The 18376-nt window shown below is 61.1% G+C and carries 18 protein-coding genes; 13 read left to right on the forward strand and 5 right to left on the reverse strand.

Features of this window, described 5'->3' with window-relative positions; genetic code table 11:
- Nucleotides 1-64 precede the first annotated feature (64 nt).
- The 5 genes from norR to AC515T_RS23835 all read left to right on the forward strand — a co-directional run bounded on the left by norR (nucleotide 65) and on the right by AC515T_RS23835 (nucleotide 5284).
- Nucleotides 65-1621 carry a nitric oxide reductase transcriptional regulator NorR gene (norR, locus tag AC515T_RS23815; RefSeq protein ID WP_496530252.1) on the forward strand — a complete coding sequence of 519 codons (1557 nt, stop codon included), beginning with the start codon at nucleotides 65-67 and terminating at the stop codon, nucleotides 1619-1621.
- A gap of 282 nt (nucleotides 1622-1903) precedes the next feature.
- Complete coding sequence (locus AC515T_RS23820; protein WP_030139917.1) at nucleotides 1904-2806, forward strand: chemotaxis protein CheV; 903 nt, start codon at nucleotides 1904-1906, stop codon at nucleotides 2804-2806.
- A 117-nt stretch (nucleotides 2807-2923) separates the two neighbouring features.
- Nucleotides 2924-3253 carry a hypothetical protein gene (locus AC515T_RS23825; protein ID WP_496530253.1) on the forward strand — a complete coding sequence of 110 codons (330 nt, stop codon included), beginning with the start codon at nucleotides 2924-2926 and terminating at the stop codon, nucleotides 3251-3253.
- A 79-nt stretch (nucleotides 3254-3332) separates the two neighbouring features.
- On the forward strand, nucleotides 3333-4082 hold the full coding sequence (locus AC515T_RS23830; protein ID WP_496530254.1) for a YkgJ family cysteine cluster protein: 750 nt from the start codon (nucleotides 3333-3335) through the stop codon (nucleotides 4080-4082).
- Nucleotides 4083-4312: 230 nt separating this feature from the next.
- Nucleotides 4313-5284, forward strand: coding sequence for a 2-hydroxyacid dehydrogenase (locus AC515T_RS23835; protein WP_092413151.1), 972 nt, complete (start codon nucleotides 4313-4315; stop codon nucleotides 5282-5284).
- 76 nt (nucleotides 5285-5360) lie between these two features.
- Here AC515T_RS23835 and AC515T_RS23840 read toward each other — a convergent pair whose 3' ends face one another.
- A complete protein-coding gene (locus AC515T_RS23840) occupies nucleotides 5361-6263 on the reverse strand; it encodes a DMT family transporter (protein ID WP_496530255.1) in 903 nt (300 codons plus the stop codon).
- Between the two features lie 136 nt (nucleotides 6264-6399).
- Here AC515T_RS23840 and AC515T_RS23845 point away from each other — a divergent pair, with 136 nt between their 5' ends.
- Nucleotides 6400-7275, forward strand: a complete 876-nt coding sequence (locus AC515T_RS23845) for a helix-turn-helix domain-containing protein (RefSeq protein ID WP_496530256.1) — start codon at nucleotides 6400-6402, stop codon at nucleotides 7273-7275.
- Between the two features lie 271 nt (nucleotides 7276-7546).
- Here AC515T_RS23845 and AC515T_RS23850 read toward each other — a convergent pair whose 3' ends face one another.
- On the reverse strand, nucleotides 7547-7957 hold the full coding sequence (locus AC515T_RS23850) for an HPF/RaiA family ribosome-associated protein (RefSeq protein ID WP_122567046.1): 411 nt from the start codon (nucleotides 7955-7957) through the stop codon (nucleotides 7547-7549).
- A gap of 496 nt (nucleotides 7958-8453) precedes the next feature.
- On the opposite strand from AC515T_RS23850, the gene AC515T_RS23855 reads away from it, so the two are divergent.
- Complete coding sequence (locus AC515T_RS23855) at nucleotides 8454-8771, forward strand: DUF3509 domain-containing protein (RefSeq protein WP_496530257.1); 318 nt, start codon at nucleotides 8454-8456, stop codon at nucleotides 8769-8771.
- Here AC515T_RS23855 and AC515T_RS23860 read toward each other — a convergent pair.
- A complete protein-coding gene (locus AC515T_RS23860) occupies nucleotides 8768-9268 on the reverse strand; it encodes a phosphate-starvation-inducible protein PsiE (RefSeq protein ID WP_496530258.1) in 501 nt (166 codons plus the stop codon). The two genes, AC515T_RS23855 and AC515T_RS23860, sit on opposite strands and share 4 nt — an antisense overlap.
- Before the next feature lie 305 nt (nucleotides 9269-9573).
- On the opposite strand from AC515T_RS23860, the gene AC515T_RS23865 reads away from it, so the two are divergent.
- Nucleotides 9574-9834, forward strand: coding sequence for a YebG family protein (locus AC515T_RS23865; RefSeq protein ID WP_003205410.1), 261 nt, complete (start codon nucleotides 9574-9576; stop codon nucleotides 9832-9834).
- A gap of 70 nt (nucleotides 9835-9904) precedes the next feature.
- On the opposite strand, the gene AC515T_RS23870 is transcribed toward AC515T_RS23865, so the two are convergent.
- Complete coding sequence (locus AC515T_RS23870; RefSeq protein WP_060740717.1) at nucleotides 9905-11296, reverse strand: aminotransferase-like domain-containing protein; 1392 nt, start codon at nucleotides 11294-11296, stop codon at nucleotides 9905-9907.
- A 341-nt stretch (nucleotides 11297-11637) separates the two neighbouring features.
- Here AC515T_RS23870 and AC515T_RS23875 point away from each other — a divergent pair, with 341 nt between their 5' ends.
- The 5 genes from AC515T_RS23875 to glyA all read left to right on the forward strand — a co-directional run bounded on the left by AC515T_RS23875 (nucleotide 11638) and on the right by glyA (nucleotide 17070).
- A complete protein-coding gene (locus tag AC515T_RS23875) occupies nucleotides 11638-12843 on the forward strand; it encodes a benzoate/H(+) symporter BenE family transporter (RefSeq protein ID WP_496530259.1) in 1206 nt (401 codons plus the stop codon).
- Complete coding sequence (locus AC515T_RS23880; RefSeq protein WP_496530260.1) at nucleotides 12840-14012, forward strand: NAD(P)/FAD-dependent oxidoreductase; 1173 nt, start codon at nucleotides 12840-12842, stop codon at nucleotides 14010-14012. Before AC515T_RS23875 ends, AC515T_RS23880 begins: the two co-directional genes overlap by 4 nt.
- A gap of 28 nt (nucleotides 14013-14040) precedes the next feature.
- Nucleotides 14041-14472, forward strand: coding sequence for a Rid family detoxifying hydrolase (locus AC515T_RS23885; RefSeq protein ID WP_496530261.1), 432 nt, complete (start codon nucleotides 14041-14043; stop codon nucleotides 14470-14472).
- Between the two features lie 94 nt (nucleotides 14473-14566).
- Nucleotides 14567-15820 carry a threonine synthase gene (gene thrC, locus AC515T_RS23890; RefSeq protein ID WP_496530262.1) on the forward strand — a complete coding sequence of 418 codons (1254 nt, stop codon included), beginning with the start codon at nucleotides 14567-14569 and terminating at the stop codon, nucleotides 15818-15820.
- Between the two features lie 11 nt (nucleotides 15821-15831).
- Nucleotides 15832-17070, forward strand: coding sequence for a serine hydroxymethyltransferase (glyA, locus tag AC515T_RS23895; RefSeq protein WP_496530263.1), 1239 nt, complete (start codon nucleotides 15832-15834; stop codon nucleotides 17068-17070).
- Nucleotides 17071-17232: 162 nt separating this feature from the next.
- Here glyA and AC515T_RS23900 read toward each other — a convergent pair whose 3' ends face one another.
- A complete protein-coding gene (locus AC515T_RS23900) occupies nucleotides 17233-18252 on the reverse strand; it encodes a Glu/Leu/Phe/Val dehydrogenase family protein (protein ID WP_496530264.1) in 1020 nt (339 codons plus the stop codon).
- Nucleotides 18253-18376: the final 124 nt, after the last annotated feature.

Genomic DNA, 18376 nt, shown 5'->3' on the forward strand with positions numbered 1-18376 from the left:
TAAGAACAATGTAGTCATATCGACACGAGCCGTTTTATAGTCGTTATGACTACATGGAGTCATTATGACCGCAACCGCCCTGCTCACCTCGCTACTGCCGCTGGTGGCAGACCTGTCCCGCGAACTGCCTGAGGGCGAACGCTATCGGCGCCTGCTCGGCACCTTGCGCGCCCTGCTGCCCTGCGATGCGGCGGCGTTGCTGCGCCTGGACGACGACTGCCTGGTGCCGCTTGCCGTGGATGGCTTGAGCACCGATACACTGGGCCGACGATTCCGCGTCAGCGAACACCCTCGCTTCGAAGCGCTGCTGGCGAACCCGCAGCCCACCCGCTTCGCCGCCGACAGCGGACTGCCCGATCCGTACGACGGGCTGGTCGAAGGGCTGGCCGAGCACCTGGAGGTTCACGATTGCATGGGTTGCCCGCTGTTCGTCGACGAACGCCCCTGGGGCCTGCTGACCCTGGATTCGCTGGACCCGGAACGCTTCGAACCCATCGACCTGAGCGCCTTGCAAGCCTTCGCCAGCCTCGCCGCCGCCACGGTCAGCGCGGCCGAACGCATCGAGCGCCTGGCCTTGAAGGCCGAGGACGAGCACCGCCGCGCCGAGGTCTATCGCCAGGCCAGCGGCCAGCAACACCGCGACATGGTTGGCCAGAGCAAGGCCCACAAGCGCCTGGTGGAAGAGATCACGCTGGTGGGCGGCAGCGACCTGACAGTATTGATCACCGGCGAAACCGGTGTGGGCAAGGAACTGGTCGCCCAGGCCATCCATGCCGCGTCGAAACGCGCCGGGCAGCCGCTCATCAGCCTCAACTGCGCCGCCCTGCCGGATACGCTGGTGGAAAGTGAACTCTTCGGCCATGTACGGGGCGCCTTCACCGGAGCCACGAACGACCGGCGCGGCAAGTTCGAACTGGCCGACGGCGGCACCTTGTTCCTCGACGAGGTGGGTGAGTTGTCCCTAACCGTCCAGGCCAAGTTGCTGCGGGTGTTGCAAAGCGGCCAATTGCAGCGCCTGGGTTCGGACAAGGAGCATCGGGTCGATGTGCGCCTGATCGCGGCCACCAATCGCGATCTCGCCGACGAAGTGCGCAACGGCCATTATCGGGCCGACTTCTACCATCGCCTGAGTGTGTACCCATTGCAGGTGCCGGCGCTGCGCGAGCGGGGACGGGACGTGTTGCTGCTCAGCGGCTTCTTCCTGGAACAGAACCGTTCGCGCATGGGCCTGGGCAGCCTGCGCCTGACCAGCGACGCCCAGGCCGCATTGCTGGCCTACGACTGGCCGGGCAACGTACGCGAACTGGAACACCTGATCGGTCGCAGTGCCCTGAAGGCCTTGGGCCGCTGCCCGACGCGCCCGAAAATCCTCAGCCTCGGCGCCCAGGACCTGGATTTGCCCCAGGCGCCTGTGGATAACCCTGCACCATCGTCCACCGGCCCGGCACCGTCCCTGTCCGGCGTGACGGGGGACTTGCGCGAAGCGGTGGACCAATTCCAACGCAATTTGATCGCCGCCTGCCTGGAGCGCCACCAGCACAACTGGGCCAGCGCCGCCCGGGAGCTGGGGCTGGACCGGGCGAATCTGGGGCGGATGGCAAAACGGCTTGGCCTGAAATAGTGGCTGGGGGCGCTTTTGTGGCGAGGGAGCTTGCTCCCGCTGGGTTGCGAAGCAGCCCCTATCAACCGCAGCGCGATTTAGAATCTTACGACCGCTACGCGGCCGAGCGGGAGCAAGCTCCCTCGCCACAAAAGCTATCCCGCGCAAGGACCTGATGACAGCGATCCATGCTATCGACAAGCTTTCGCCCTAAAGCCTGCCCTCGACAAGTCGATAACCCGATATCACAAGCTGTTCTGGCGATCTGTTTGCTCGCCCCACCTTTTTCCACAGAAGGTTTTTATGTCTTCCAACAAAGCCCGCGCAGATTCACTTTCGCTTCTGCTGTTTACCTTGCGCAGCGGCAAGCTGATGGCAATCAACCTGCTCAAGGTCAGCGAAATCATTCCCTGCCCACCGTTGACCAAACTGCCGGAGTCCCATCCGCACGTCAAAGGCATCGCCACCCTGCGCGGGACGTCGTTGTCGGTGATCGACCTGAGCCGCGCCATTGGCGAGCGGCCGCTGGAAGACCCGGACGGCGGCTGCCTGATCGTCACCGACGTGAGCCGCTCCAAACAGGGCCTGCATGTGCAGGCGGTGAGCAAGATCGTGCATTGCCTGACCACCGACATCAAACCGCCGCCCTACGGTTCCGGCGGTGTGCGGGCGTTCATCACCGGCGTGACCTCGGTGGACGGCACGCTGGTGCAAGTATTGGACATCGAAAAGGTCATCCATGGCATCGCACCGGCGCAGATCGAAACCGCGCCGACCGAACTGAGCATGGAAGACGCCGAGGTCCTGGGCAACGCCCGGATCCTGGTGGTCGATGACAGCCAGGTGGCATTGCAGCAATCGGTGCACACCTTGCGCAATCTGGGCCTGCAATGCCACACCGCCCGCAGCGCCAAGGAAGCCATCGACTGTCTACTGGAACTGCAGGGCACTGCGCAGGAGATCAACCTGATCGTTTCCGATATCGAAATGTCGGAAATGGACGGCTACGCCCTCACCCGGACCCTGCGCGAAACGCCGGACTTCGCTCACCTCTACGTGTTGCTGCACACGTCCCTCGACAGCGCCATGAACAGTGAGAAAGCGCGACTGGCCGGCGCAAACGGGGTGCTCACCAAGTTCTCGTCGCCCGAATTGACCAAGTGCCTGATCACTGCGGCCAAGGCCGTCGCCGAACAAGGGCGCTGAAACCCACCCGCGTCAATGCGGGCCGAGCGCCAGGAGGCTGCGATCTTCGCGGCCTCTGAACACTGTCCCGACTCAGGCATACTCCAGCCCTGGCTTCCCTGAACAAGGACATTGTTGATGAAAACCCCTGCGCTGATCCTCCTCGGCCTCACCGCCGCCATGACCTTTCAGGCTCAGGCTTCCAGCCCTGACGCCTGGGCCTCTTACGACAAAAAAGTGCTCGCCAGTTGCCTGAAGGCCAGCGGCCTTAAAGACGCCGAACCCGTCGGCACCGCCGCGCAATTCGACGACCGGGTGGGCTACACCGCGTTGTTGCTGCAAGGCCAATACCCGCAGAAACACATGAAAGGCGCAACCGGCACCGAGTTGTGCCTCTACCGCAAGAAAACCGCGACCGCCTACGTGACCGAATGGGACTCGATCCGCCCGACCGACGCCCCTCGATGAATGGCGCATAACTTGCTTCGCAGGGCTTATCGCGGCGTTTTTCTGTCGCCGCTTTCAGCCTATTGCCTTCGGTCGATCAATGAACACAACGTTTTCCTGCGTAGGGTGCGGTAAATGCTGTACCGGCCATCATGTCCCCCTGACCCTCGACGAGGCCAGGATGTGGGCGAATGACGGCGGCCAGGTGATTGTCCTGGTCGAGGCCTTTCTGCCTAACGGCCTCGGCCTTCCGGTGGCGCAACGTGAACATGCCGAACGACGCTCGGCGGTGGTCCGTAGCGGCACGAGCGAGGCGCTGCTGGCGATCACCTTCGCCGCTTATAACGCCGGCCCTTGTCATAATCTGGACGCCGACAACCTGTGCCGCATCTATGAACGCAGGCCCTTGGTCTGCCGTATCTACCCCATGGAAATCAACCCCCACATCCCGCTCAATACCGCCGCCAAGGATTGCCCACCAGAGTCGTGGGAAACCGGGCCACAGTTGATAGTCGGTGGTGAATTGGTGGACCCGGAACTGGCCCGGTTGATCGAGCGTTCACGCCAGGCCGATCGTGAGGACATCGCGATCAAGGCACGCATCTGCATGTCCTTGGGCATCCACACGACGGCGTTGAAGGGCGACGGATTCACGGCCTACCTGCCGAACATGGCTGCGTTTGCCGCCGCTATCGATCAGGCTCGCTCGCAGCCGTTGGAGCAAGAGGCTGGCGAATGGCAGTTCCACCTGTCTGGCGATGACATTGCCAGCCAAGTAACGGCCAGTGGAGCAAGCGTTGTCACCGAAGCGCCGGTCAACTACGCCTTCATTTCCCTGCGGGCCGCATAGGGGCTTTCAGAAGTTACAAAATCAGAGCCCACCACAGATCAAATGTGGGAGCGGGCTTGCTCGCGAAAGCGGTCTGGCATTCAACATCAATGCAAGCTGACCCGACGCCTTCGCGAGCAAGCTCGCTCCCACAGGTAGAATTTGCGATATCCCAATCAAACTCCCCTCTCGCCTAACCCGCGCCAGGAATGTTAGCGTGCTTGGTATTCCCTGCAGATGAGCCTTGCACGATGAAAAAAACCGTACTTGCCTTCAGCCGTATCACGCCCCCTATGATCGAACGCCTGCGCCAGGACTTCGACGTGATTGTCCCCAACCCGTCGAACGGCGACATCAACGCGCAGTTCAACGAAGCCTTGCCCCACGTCCACGGGCTGATCGGTGTCGGTCGCAAGCTCGGCCGCGAGCAACTGCAGAGCGCCACGAACCTGCAAGTGGTTTCCAGCGTGTCGGTGGGCTACGACAACTATGACCTGGCCTACTTCAATGAACGCGGGATCATGCTCACCAACACCCCCGACGTGCTCACCGAAAGCACCGCCGACCTGGCCTTCGCCCTGCTGATGAGCAGTGCCCGGCGCGTGGCCGAGCTGGACGCCTGGACCAAGGCCGGGCAATGGCAGGCGACGGTCGGGCCACAGCTGTTTGGCAGCGACGTGCATGGCAAGACCCTGGGCATCGTCGGCATGGGCAACATCGGCGCAGCCATTGCCCGGCGTGGTCGGCTGGGCTTCAACATGCCGATCCTCTACAGCGGCAACAGCCGCAAGACCGAGCTGGAAAACCAGTTGGGCGCACAATTTCGCGAGCTGGATCAGTTGCTGGCCGAAGCGGACTTCGTCTGCCTCGTCGTGCCATTGAGCGAAAAAACCCGACATCTGATCGGTCAGCGTGAACTGGGCCTGATGAAACCGAGCGCCATCCTGGTCAACATTTCCCGTGGCCCGGTAGTGGATGAACCGGCGCTGATCGAAGCCCTGCAAAACAATCGCATCCGCGGTGCCGGGCTGGATGTCTACGAGAAAGAGCCGTTGGCCGAATCGCCGCTGTTCCAGTTGAAGAACGCCGTGACCCTGCCCCATATCGGCTCGGCCACTCACGAAACCCGTGAGGCCATGGCCAATCTTGCTGTGGATAACTTGCGCAGTGCCTTGTTGGGCGAGCGACCGCAGAACCTGGTCAACCCGCAAGTCTGGAAGTAACCCGCAGATACCACGAGGAATACGCCGTGGCGAGGGAGCAAGCTCCCTCGCCACGGGTTTCGCTAGATGTCGTGTCTCAGCGAACACCCAGCGCGACTTTCGCTGCCACTGGCCGGGGCTTGCGAAACACCAGCACGTTGCCCAGCATGACCAGGACCAATCCCACCAATGCCGGCGCCGTCCACTGATAGCCCTCGGCAAACGCCGAGACGTTCAACGCCACCACCGGGAACAACACCGTGCAATACGCCGCCCGCTCCGGCCCCATGCGCCCCACCAGCGTCAGGTAGGCGGTAAAGCCAATCACCGAACCCGGAATCACCAGGTACAACAGCGAGCCGATGTAGCGCGTGTTCCATTCCATGTCGAACGGAATGCCTTTGAACGCACACCACACCGCCAGCATCGCTGCGCCATAGGCCATGCCCCAGGCATTGGTGGTCAGCGGCTTGAGACCGGCTTTCTGTTGCAGGCTCGAGAGCATGTTTCCCGCCGAGAAACACAAGGTCCCCAGCAACGCCAGCGCCAACCCAAGCAAGGTTTGCGGACTTGCGCTGTGGCCAGCCAGCTCCGGCCAGAACAGCAGCGCCAACCCCAGCAGACCCAGCCCCCCCCCCAACAGCACGTTGCGCGCGATCCGCTGACCGAAGAACACACGGGCATTGAGGGCGTTCCAGAGGGTGGCGGTGGAAAACACCACGGCGACCAAGCCACTGGGGATCCATTGACTGGCGGTCAGGAAGCACATGAAGTTGATACAGAACAGGCACAGGCCCTGGGCAACGCAAATCAGATGGCCGCGCCGATTCATCACTTGCAAGCGCCGGCTGAGCAAGAGCATCGCGAATAAAATCAATGCCGCGAGACCAAAGCGATAAACGATCGAAACCGGGATGGCGACCACACCCAGTTGCAATTTCAGCGCAATCCACGTGGTACCCCAGATGAGCACGGTAAGCAGGTACAACGAGAGGTTCATGACGGTGACTCCTGGCAATGGCCTCCAGTGTCACGCCGCCATTGACCCGGCGCTTGCATAAACTTGCGGTTTTGTCGGCAGACAGGCTGGCACGGATAAGCCGACGGAGTAGGATGCAAGCGTTGGAGAACCGATCATGTCCACACTGCAAAGCCTGCAAGTCTTTCAAGCCCTCAACAGCTCGCCCAACGCTCGCCTGGAGCACAGCGCCGAGCTCGGGGACGGCTTGGCGGCCGCTTTGTGGAGCAATCACCACGACGCCCGGGACTACGAAGCGCCGACCCACCATACGTTGTCCTGCTACATCGCCGGCGGCACCGGCACGTTTCGCCGCGAACGACCCGATACCACAGGGGCGCCGGGCAAACTCTGCATACTGCCCGCCGGACATGAATCGGCCTGGGTCATCAACGGCGACATTCGCCTCGCCCACCTGTATTTCAGCCCTGAACAATTCGCCCTGGGTTGCATCACACTGCTGGACCGCGAACCGCGGCAGGTGCAACTGCACGAGGAGACCTTTCTCGACGACCCGCAACAGGCACAACGCTTTCGCCAGTTGATCGCGATGAACTGGAACGAACCCGGCGAACGCCTGCTGACCACCAGCCTGGCCCATGACCTGCTCAACCACCTGCTGCTCAGTCAGGTTGGCCAGCGCCAGGGGCTTCGCCTCAAGGGCGGCCTGGCTGCTCATCAGCGGCGGTTGCTGGTGGATTACGTCGACAGCCACCTGGCCGAGGCCATCAGCCTTGGGCAACTGGCGGCACTGTGTGCATTGTCCGAATACCACTTCGCCCGGATGTTCCGCGAAAGCTTCGGGCTGCCACCGCATCAATACGTCCTGGCACGACGGCTTGCCCTGGCGCGGCATTTGTTGCGCAGCACTTCACAACCGTTGGGCGAGGTGGCATTGGCCTGCGGATTTGCCAGCGCCAGCCACTTCACCAATCGTTTTCGCCAGGCCCTGGGCGCGACGCCCGGAGAGTATCGGCAGGCGTTTTTGCCCTAGTCCCGGCTATCGCCATCGCGAGCAAGCTCGCTCCCACAAGGGTTCTGTGCTGAACATAAAATTCAAATCCACTGAAGATCCAGTGTGGGAGCGAGCTTGCTCGCGATGACGTCGGCACATTCAACATCCATGCAAGCCGACCCACCGCTATCGCGAGCAGGCTCGCTCCCACATGGATTGCACTTCACCAGATAACGGGTCACCTACAAAAGCAAAACGGGCCTGCAATCGCAGGCCCGTTTTTTCAGTAGAAATTGAAATGAACGAGGTTTCAGCCGTGAAGCGAGGCCCGTTCGTTCTCCAGGAATTCTTCTTCCAGCATGGCATCAGCCACGGCCATCGAGTCGGTCGGACCGTTGGTAACGGCACGCTTGCCGCGCAGTTTGCCGAACAGATGCTCCAGGGCATTTTCAAGTTTGGTGGCCGCGCCTTCGATCGCCAGTTCCAGCGAATCGGCCTTGTGGGTCACGGAAATCGGCTGATGGCCCTTTGGCCGTGCTTCAAGCTGGCAACGCAGGTCATGAGGACCCGGCTTGTCGCCGTTCTCGTCCCGCAGGTGAACCTCGACCCGTGTCAGGTCCTCTTCATAACGTTCGAGCGTGCTTTCGATGGTAGTACGTACCCACTCCTCCAGTCGGATGCTGCTTTGAATATGGTTATCGCTGTTGACTTGGATTTGCATAGTTCATCCCTTATTTCAGCTAGCTCGCCGGGGGCCATCGACGTTGATGCAACGGCCCCTTGAATACAGAGTCGGGCTGGCGGAGGAACAATTCAACCCCTGGAAAAAGATAAATATTCATATGCAAATAAAGCCGGACAACGAGCAAAAGCACTGTTAATGTCGGGAGTTGCCCCGCCCTGCCTACCCGCCGCAAATCGTCCCCCTCCTGCACCGTCAACGAACATCCGCACGTTATTGCCCCGAAACGGACAGCCGTATTCCAGAGCGTTCGGCGCTTGGGCGCCGGGATCATTGTCCGACGGTTTTTCCGGCATGCCACTTGCTAAAGCCCTGTAGGCGCTGCCGCAGGTTGCGATCTTTTGATTTTGAAGCCTGCCCGCCCGGGAAAATTTGAGATGAACACGATCATGGAATGGCCGATGGTCCGGTGTTGCGAACTAATCCCGATCACGGCCGGTCAACAACTGCACGTTCAATCAGGCGGTGACGCATCATGGACAACCCTTTTCAGATCATTACCGACGCTTTTGCGCCGCACTATCAAATCAACCTGAGCATCCAGGGCCTGGATGGCAGCATCATGCTGACCCTGTCCAAGAGCGGGCGCATCGTCGCCAAACGCATGATCAGCGCCCAGCAGCGCAACGACCCGGAGCGGCTCAAGCGCCTGGTGCAGAGCATTCAGTTCGGCATCGCCATCGAGCAGGGCCACAGCGCGGTGGCCATCCTCGAAGCCATGACCGGCGGCGACAACATCAAGCTGCCGCCGCCGCACGCACAGGGTGTGACACCGTCTGCCGCCGGCCTTTAAATCTCCCCTTTCTCCACTTCGGCATGTTCACTGGAACCCGCGCCGACCTTGCGGTGCGGGTGCTCGATCTTCACCGAGGGGAACTGCGACGACGCGTAACGCACCACCAGGATCGAAAACGCCAGCAGCAGGATGCCACCGCACAGGTAGATGATCCCCAGGTCGGGCGGGCTGTGGTGGGAAACGTTGGAAATCAGCAGCCGCGTCAGCGCGGTAATGGCCACGTAGATCAGAAACCGCACCGGCATGTGGTTGGTCTTGAAGTAGATCCCCACCATCGCCCCTAATTCCAGGTAGATGAACAGCAGCAGGATGTCGTCGATCTTGATGTGCCCCACCTCGAGCATCTGCAAGAACTCCATCACCGCTGCCCACGCGGTCACCGCACCGATGGCGAACAGCGCCAGGTAGTGGAAGGTCTCGACGAACAGGTTTCCCAGGGACTCGGCCAGTTGATGGACGTTCTGGCGCAGGTTCTCGGCCCAGTTGATTTTCACGATGTAGTTTCCTTAGGTCGGTTCGACCGGATGATGCGGGTTGGACGTGACGGTTGTTCTGCATGCAGAAAAAAGGCCAGCGACTGAGGGTGAGATGGCGATAGGCTGGTATGCGGCACTTTTGGGGGCTTCGTGCGGCCGGATCGCGAGCAAGCTTTGCTCACATTAGCTTCGCGCTCACACGCCGAAATCGGTCTACATTAAAAAGCCACTATCCAAAGCAACAGGATTCGCTTATTCTTTTGCCTGTATATAAATACAGTAGTCGCAAAGACAAACCAATGTGAAGGCATGTGAGGTGGTGAATGGCCGTCGAAGTGGTATACCGCAGCAGCCGAGATCTGGAGCGCTTGTTCATGGATAAAGCCGAAGCTGACCGTCATGACAAAATGCTGGAGCTCGCCGAATTGCTGGCCGAAGTGTTGCAAAAAGCCGTTCCATCGTTGAGCGAGCAACAGGTCGAGGAAGCCGGGATCTACATGGCGAAGAATCGGGACGTGTTCGCCAAGGCATTCAAGAGCCAGCCGGACGCCTTGTCCGAACTGCTCAACCCGTCGGACGAGTAACCAAAAAAAGATCGCAGCCTTCGGCAGCGCCTACACCGCGTAGGAGCTGCCGAAGGCTGCGATCTTTTTTTCAATAATAACGACGTGGGTCCGAATCGATCAGGCTCGCCAGCTTGGTCAAGGCGAAGCGCAGTTCGTCCTGGCTGGTGGGCGACATCAACACCAACCGTACACATCGCGTGGTCCCCGAACGCTCAGCCTGGAACTGGGTGCCACTGAGCACCAATACACCGTTGGCCCGGGCGAGCATGGTGAATTCGTCGCTGGTCCATGGCTCGGGCAGCGTCAACCAGACATGATAGGAATATGGCTGGGTCTTGAGCTCGAAATTGGCAAAGATTTCCCGGGCGATCGCTTGCCGGCCCGCCGCCTCGTTGCGCTGGATGCGGATCAGTTTCTTGTCCAGGCCTTCGGTAATCACATTGCTGGCCAGTTGCGCAGTCAACGGCGACGGCATCCAGACACTGCTGCGTACCATCGAAGTCAGGCGCGACAGCAATTTCGGCGGACTGTAGATATAACCGATGCGAAGCGCCGGCATGACTGACTTCGACAGGCTGGTCAGGTACACCGAACGATCCGGCGCAAAGGCCGATAACGGCTTGATCGACGGATCGGTCGCCAGGAAGCCATAGATGTCATCGTCCAGGATGATGAAGTCGAATTCCTCGGCCAGCGCGGCAATCTGGGCCCGACGTTTCTGCGACATGATCGCCGCCGTCGGGTTCTGGCAGGTCGCCACGCACACCAGCATCGCCGGTTTCTCTCGCAGGCACAGTTCGCGCAAGGCTTCGGGGATGATGCCTTCGTCATCCATCGGCACGCCACGCAGGCGACGCTCAAGGCCGTGGGCCAGGGAAATGATACCGGGGTAGCACAGCGCCTCGCAAAGCACCAGGTCACCGGCGTTGGTCAGGGCGCTCATCGCGACCATCAAGCCATGCTGGGCCCCGGCGGTAATCACCACTTGCTGCCATTGCGCGTCGGGCAATGAATGACGCAACCATTGTGCCCCCGCCTCACGATGCGCCGGGTGACCGCCGTCCGGCGCGTAATCCAGCGCGCGTGCGAAATCAGTACTTTTGGCCATGCCCACCAGCGCGCCGCGCAACCAGTACTCCAGGGTCTCGCTGTAGGGCTTGATGATCGAAAGGTCGAGCAGTTCGGATTGGCCCAGGTTCAGCGGCGCGGCGGCGCTGTTGCTGGCCGGCAGCTCCAGCTGCTTCTGGTTGAGCACATACGTGCCACGCCCCACTTCCCCCTGCACCAGCCGACGCCGATGGGCTTCGCTATAGGCACGGCTGATGGTGCCTGGCGTGACATTCAAGGTGGTGGCCAGCTCCCGCAAGGTCGGCAAGCGATCGCCCTCGTTCAGCACGCCGTTGTTGATATCGCGCGCCAACGCATCGGCAATCGACAAATACATCGGCTGGCTGAACTCGCTTAGCTGGGGAACCCACATGAATGATCACTGCCCATCGTAGAAATGATGAATATCCGAGCATATCACATGGAGGTTAGGCAACTAATAATTCGACGCATTCGATTCATTGAGTCGATTGATGCGATTTTTGAATTGTTTATCAAAGTGAAATCAAGAAATCTTACAACAAATAATAATTATAAAAATCAATGTGTTGATCAACAAACACTCCAAAAATGCTCCGTCATAGCAGAAAAATATCTCGTAACAATCCCGTCACCTATTGAATCAACTCAATCCATTCAAATACACTGATTCAGAATCGAAGCAATCGACTCAATCATCCACTGCGCGCTCCTGCCGCGCCAAGTCGAGACATCATGGACACACTCAGAAAGGATCTATCCCTGTCAGCGATCATCGCGGGCTTCATCGCCGTGATCATTTCCTACGCCGGACCGCTCATCATCGTGTTCCAGGCAGCCAAGGAAGCGCACCTGCCCGATGACGTGGTGTCTTCGTGGATCTGGGCCATTTCCATCGGCAGCGGGATTACCGGCCTGCTCCTGAGCTGGCGCCTGCGTGTCCCCGTCATCACCGCCTGGTCGACTCCGGGGGCGGCGTTGCTGGTGTCGATGCTGCCTACCGTGACCCTGCCCCAGGCCATTGGTGCCTATGTGGTGGCATCGCTGATCATCGCCTTGGTCGGTTTGTCCGGGGCGTTCGACAAGCTGATGAGCCGACTGCCCAAGGCCATTGCCGCCGCCATGCTCGCCGGCATCCTGTTCCGCTTCGGTGCCGAACTGTTCACGTCGATCAAGCTGCAGCCGGCGATGGTGCTGGCGATGATCGCGGCGTATCTGGTCTTCAAGCGTTTTTCGCCACGCTACGCCATTCTGTCGGTGCTGATCATCGGCTGCGCGGTGGCTGCCTCGTTCGGTGAACTCAACAGCAACTCGATCACCATCGCCGTGGCCCATCCGGTCTTCATCGCACCTGAATGGAACTGGCACGCGATCATCAACATCGGCCTGCCACTGGCGCTGGTGACCTTGACCGGCCAGTACGTGCCCGGCATGGCCGTGTTGCGCACCTCGGGCTACAACACGCCAGCGCGCTCGATCATTTCGGTCACCGCGATCGGCTCGGCCCTGATGGCCCCGTTCGGGTCCCACGGTCTTAACCTGGCGGCCATTACCGCAGCGATCTGCACCGGTCGCGAAGCCCACGAGGACAGTGACAAACGCTACATCGCCGGGATTGCCTGCGGGGTGTTCTACATCCTGATGGGCACCTTCGGCGCGACCCTGGCCTCGGTGTTTTCCGCCCTGCCAAAAGAATTGATCGCCTCCCTCGCCGGCCTCGCCTTGTTTGGCGCGATCAGTGCCGGGCTGACCGGCGCCATGGCGGATGAGAAACAGCGGGAAGCCGCACTCATCACCTTCCTGGTGACGGCCTCGGGCATGAGTTTCCTCGGCCTGGCCGCCGCGTTCTGGGGGCTGATCTTTGGTCTCGTGGCGCACTTCGTGCTGACCTACACCCGGGAAAGCAAAGCCGACGCTATCGTCGAGGGCAGCCGACCATGATCGCTCGTTACGACTTCATTGTGGTGGGTGGCGGCATCGCCGGCGTCTCAGCCGCTTATGAGCTGGCGGCCCATGGCAGCGTCTGCCTGCTTGAACAGGAACAGCAACTGGCTTATCACACCACCGGGCGTTCGGCCGCGATCTCGATGGAGAGCTACGGCAACCAGCAGATCCGTTCGCTGACCTGTGCGTCCCGACGCTTTTTCGAGAACCCGCCCGAGGGCTTGGCCGAGCATCCGCTATGGGCGCCGCGGGGCGCACTGATCGTGGCCCAGGCGACACGGGTGGACAAACTCAAAGCACGTTTCAACGCCGTGCTGGAGCAAGTGCCCACGGCCGAGTTGCTCGATGACAAGCAAGTACGGGAACGGGTCCCCTACCTCGCCGAAGGCGCCTGGAGCGCCGGGATCTACGAGCCCAGCGCCTTCGACCTGGATGTGCATGGCATTCATGGTGCTTACCTGAGTGGCCTGCGTGCCCGTGGCGGCGTGGTCAAGCGCGAGACCGAAGTGCTGCGAGGCGAACATCGCGACGGGCACTGGCGCTTGCACACCCGGGACGGCCAGCCACTGCAAGCCGCCATCGTGGTCAACGCCGCCGGTGCCTGGGCCGATGAAATCGCCGAGCGCTGCGGCGTGCCCAAAGTCGGTGTCCGGCCATTGCGGCGCACCGTGCTGGCGGTCGATCCACAGTGCGACGTGCACCACACGCCCTACTTGGGCACGGTGGACGAGGACATTTTCATCAAGCCTGAAGCCGGGCGACTGATCGTCTCCCCCTGCGATGAAAGCCCGTCGGTGCCCTGCGATGCATTGCCGGAAGAGCTTGACCTGGCCATCACCATGGATCGCCTGCAAAACACCACGCGCCTGCGCCCCCGTTCGATCATCAATAAATGGGCCGGTCTGCGCACCTTCGTCGCCGACCGCTCGCCGGTGCTCGGCCAGGACCCGCAGCAAGAGAGCTTTATCTGGCTTGCGGCCCTGGGTGGCTACGGCATCCAGGCCGCACCCGCCATTGCACGCCTGTGCAGTCATGCGGCGCTGGGCATCGCCATGCCGGCCGACCTGGCGGCGCTGCAACTCAACTACCAGCACTTTTCCCCGGCCCGTTGCCGCGACGAGGAATTTTCCAGCCTGGCCGTCAAGCAGGTTGCCGATTTGCACTAACCCCATCCACTTAACAAGGAACGTCACCATGCAAACCACCGCTCAAATCCAGCCCGCCGCCAAACCTTTCCTGGGCGAAGATAACGTCATTTTTACCGACAAGGCGCCACTGCCACTGGGCACTTACTCCCAGGGCATCAAGGTCAGTCACGGGCAGACCATCTACCTGTCGGCACAGACCCCGGTCTCGGCGCTGAACAACGAAGTGCTGGCCAAGGATTTCGAAGGCCAACTGCGCCAGACCCTCGACAACCTGGTGCAAATGGCCGAAGCGGCAGGCGGCACCCTGGCGAACGTGGTCAAGGTCACGGCGTTCATCACTGACTTGAGTGAGTTCCCGACCCTCAACCGCGTCATGGAGGAGTACTTCACCAAGCCTTACCCGGCCCGCACCACCGCCGGCGCCAGCGCGCTGGCACGCAATACCCTGGTTGCCATCGACGCCATCATGGTGATCTGAAACACCTTCTGTCAGCGGAGTGCCCGTCGGTCCGGTGAGCCGGACCGACGTTGGCAAGGAAAGCACCAGCACAGCGTACTTTCAGAGGGTGACCATGAAAAATTCGTACAGAGAGTATGTATTGCAGTGCCTGGTTTGCGATCGAAGCTACCAGCCTCACGAGGTCAGCTACTACTGCCCTCATTGCAAAATCGATGGCGCCCTGGACGCGCTTTACGATTACCCGACGCTCAAGCGCGAATGGTCCCGGGACAGCCTGGCCCATGACCATGCCCGTGGCATGTGGCGCTATGACCGCTTGATGCCGTTGAGCTCGACGCAATTCATTCCACCGTTACTGGTGGGCAATACGCCACTGTACTCTCGCCCGGAACTGCTCGGCAAAGGTGCCCGGATCAAAGTTTTCGTAAAAGACGAATCGCGGCAACCGACCGGGTCATTGAAGGATCGCGCCAGCGCCCTGGCCGTGGCCCACGCCATGCAATCCGGCGCCCGCACCGTAGCCGTGGCCAGCACTGGCAATGCCGCTTCGGCATTGGCCGGGATGAGCGCCAGCCTGGGCTTGCACAACGTCATTTACCTGCCCAAGAGCGCGCCCCGAGAAAAGCTCGCGCAGATGCAAGGCTACGGCGCCGAGATCGTGCTGGTCGACGGGCAATACGACGAAGCCTTCGAACAATGCCTCAACGCCTGCGAAAAACACGGCTGGTACAACCGCACCACCGGGATCAACTCGTACATGAGCGAAGGCAAGAAGACCGTCGCCTTCGAGATGTGCGAACAGCTCAACTGGCAGGTGCCGGACCTGGTGTTCGTGCCCGTCGGCAACGGCTGCATCCTGGGCTCGGTCTACAAAGGCTTTTTCGACTTGCTGCAATTGGGTTGGATCGAACGCCTCCCACGCCTGATCGGCGTGCAGGCCGAGCACAGCAACTTCATGTACCGCGCCTGGCGCCACGACCGCTCGATGCAACAGACCGAACGCTTGCCGCCCACCAGCCTGGCCAGCAGCATCAACGTGGCGCTGCCCCGTGATCGCCTCAAGGCCATGCGCGCGGTGACCGCCAGCGGCGGCGAGTTCATTTGCGTCAGCGACCCGAGCATTGTCGCCGCCGCCTCCCGATTGGCCGCCAGCACCGGCGTGTTTCCGGAAGCCGGCGCCGCCAGCGCCTTCGCCGGCCTGCTCAAGTACGCAGCAACGCACCCCGACACACCGCAAACCGCCGTGATCCTGATTACCGGCAGCGGTTTGAAAGACACCTCCATTTTTCTATCCGACTCGGCCAAAAGCCATCCACGGGTGTTGTCACATCACGTGACTGCGCCGCCGGCCGAAGCGCTTATCTAAGGAATCACACCATGAGCCTGCAAAATTTCGACCCCGCCATTGCCCGTCTGATCGACCGCGAGCGCAACCGCCAGGAAACCCATCTGGAGCTGATCGCTTCGGAAAACTACGTCAGCGAAGAAGTGCTCCAGGCCCAGGGCTCCGGGCTCACCAACAAGTACGCCGAAGGCTATCCAGGCAAGCGTTACTACGGGGGCTGCAAGGTCGTCGATGAAATCGAGAACCTGGCCATCGAACGTGCGCGCAAGCTGTTCAATTGCGAATACGTCAACGTGCAGCCGCACTCCGGTTCCCAGGCCAACCAGGCGGTTTTCCTGGCGGTACTTGAACCCGGCGACACGATCCTGGGCATGTCCCTGGCCCATGGCGGCCATCTGACCCACGGCGCCTCGGTGAATTTTTCCGGCAAAATTTACCGGGCCTTCTCCTATGGCCTGGACACGGAAACCGAAACCCTCGACTACGAAGAAATGGAAGCCCTGGCCCGGGAACACCGGCCGAAGATGATCATCGCCGGGGCCTCGGCCTATTCGCGGACCCTCGACTTCCAGCGCTTTCGCAAAGTCTGCGATGAAATCGGCGCCTACCTGATGGTGGACATGGCGCACTACGCCGGGTTGATCGCTGCCGGTGTGTACCCCTCGCCGGTGGGCATCGCCGACTTCATCACCTCCACCACCCACAAAACCTTGCGCGGCCCCCGTGGCGGCTTGATCCTGGCCAAGGCGCAATACGCCGCCCTGCTCGACAAGACGATTTTCCCGGTGTACCAGGGCGGCCCGCTGATGCACGTCATCGCCGCCAAGGCCGTGGCCTTCAATGAAGCCCTGGGCGACGGGTTCAAGCATTACCAGCAGCGGGTAATCGACAATGCCCGGGTCATGGCCAACGTCCTGACCCGACGCGGTTTGCGGGTGGTGTCCGGCGGCACCGACTGCCACATGTTCCTGCTCGATCTGCGCTCGATGAACATCACCGGCAAAGACGCCGAAGCGCTACTGGAAAGTGCCCATATCACGTTGAACAAAAACGCGATCCCCAATGATCCGCAGAAACCGGCGATCACCAGCGGCATTCGCATCGGCACGCCTGCGTTGACCACACGTGGCTTTGGCGAAGCGGAATGTGCCGAAGTGGCGAACCTGATCGCTGATCTGCTGGAACAACCGGACAACGCGGCACGCCTGGATAACACCCGGCGCCGGGTGATGCATTTGTGCGAATGCTTTCCGGTGTACCTGCTGAGGTAATGGCTGGATAAGGGCAGCACGCCTGACGCTAGACGGTTAAGCACAATAGAGGCGAGTACAAACCTGTGGGAGCGAGCTTGCTCGCGATGGCGGCGGTACATTCAACACCTGCATCGACTGTCACACCGCTATCGCGAGCAAGCTCGCTCCCACATTGGATTTTCAGCAGTACAGCAGACGCTCCGCCAACTCATCGGCCACCCGCGCCGGTGAGCGCTTTTCCGCCTGGGCGTGGGCGAAGACTTCCGTGAGCCGGGCACCGATCTTCGACAGGTGCGCGGTGATCGTCGACAGTTCTTCGCCGCGATGTTTCAGCGCGACATAGATCAGGCCCCCGGAGTTGATCACATAGTCCGGCGCATAGAGAATCCCACGCCTTTCCAATTGGTCGGCCACCTGCAGATTACTCAACTGATTATGAGCCGAGCCGGCAACGGCCGAGCAGCGCAGTTGCGCCACGCTGTGGCTGTTGAGCACGCCGCCCAGGCCGCAGGGGGCGAGGATGTCGCAAGGGGTGCTGAGCAACGCGTCGTTAGCGATCGGATGGGCACCCAGTTGCTCCATGGCCAGTTGCACCTTGCCTGGGTCGATGTCGCTGACCAGCAGTTCGGCACCCGCTGCGTGCAGTTGTTCGGCCAGGGCATAACCGACATTGCCCAGGCCCTGGATCGCCACCCGCAGGCTTTCGAGGTTATCGCTGCCCAGGCGGGCCATGGCGGTGGCACGGATGCCGGCAAAGACGCCCATTGCCGCGTGGGGCGCGGGGTCTCCCGAGGCCGTGGTGCTGGTGACATGGCGGGTCTGCTGGGCGATGCAATCCATGTCCGCCACCGACGTGCCACTGTCGATGGCCGTGATGTAGCGCCCGTCCAATTGCTCGATGCAACGACCAAAGGCTTCGAACAGCGCCGCCCGGCTCTCGACATGGGCCGGACGCATGATTACCGCGACCCCGCCGCCCACGGGCAAGCCGGCCAGCGCCGCCTTGTAGCTCATGCCTTGGGCCAGGCGCACGGCGTCAGCCACGGCGCTTTCGTCGTCGGGGTAGGCAAGATAACGACAGCCCCCCAGGGCGGGCCCGGGACGGCTGCAATGAATGGCAATCACCGCCTTCAACCCGGTCGCCGGGTCTACGCTTAGGTACAGCGATTCAAGGCGGGAGCTTTGCATGAGAGCAAACATCGTAAGGCTCCCGAATCACTTTTGTTTGTTTCGCCAGTATAGGCGTGCAGTCGAAAATTGCTGGAGCACGCCGGAATAAGTCGCCAGGGTGGTCAGTCTTTTTCGGCATAACCTTTCACAGCCC

It is taken from the genome of Pseudomonas sp. FSO-7 (assembly GCF_059579345.1).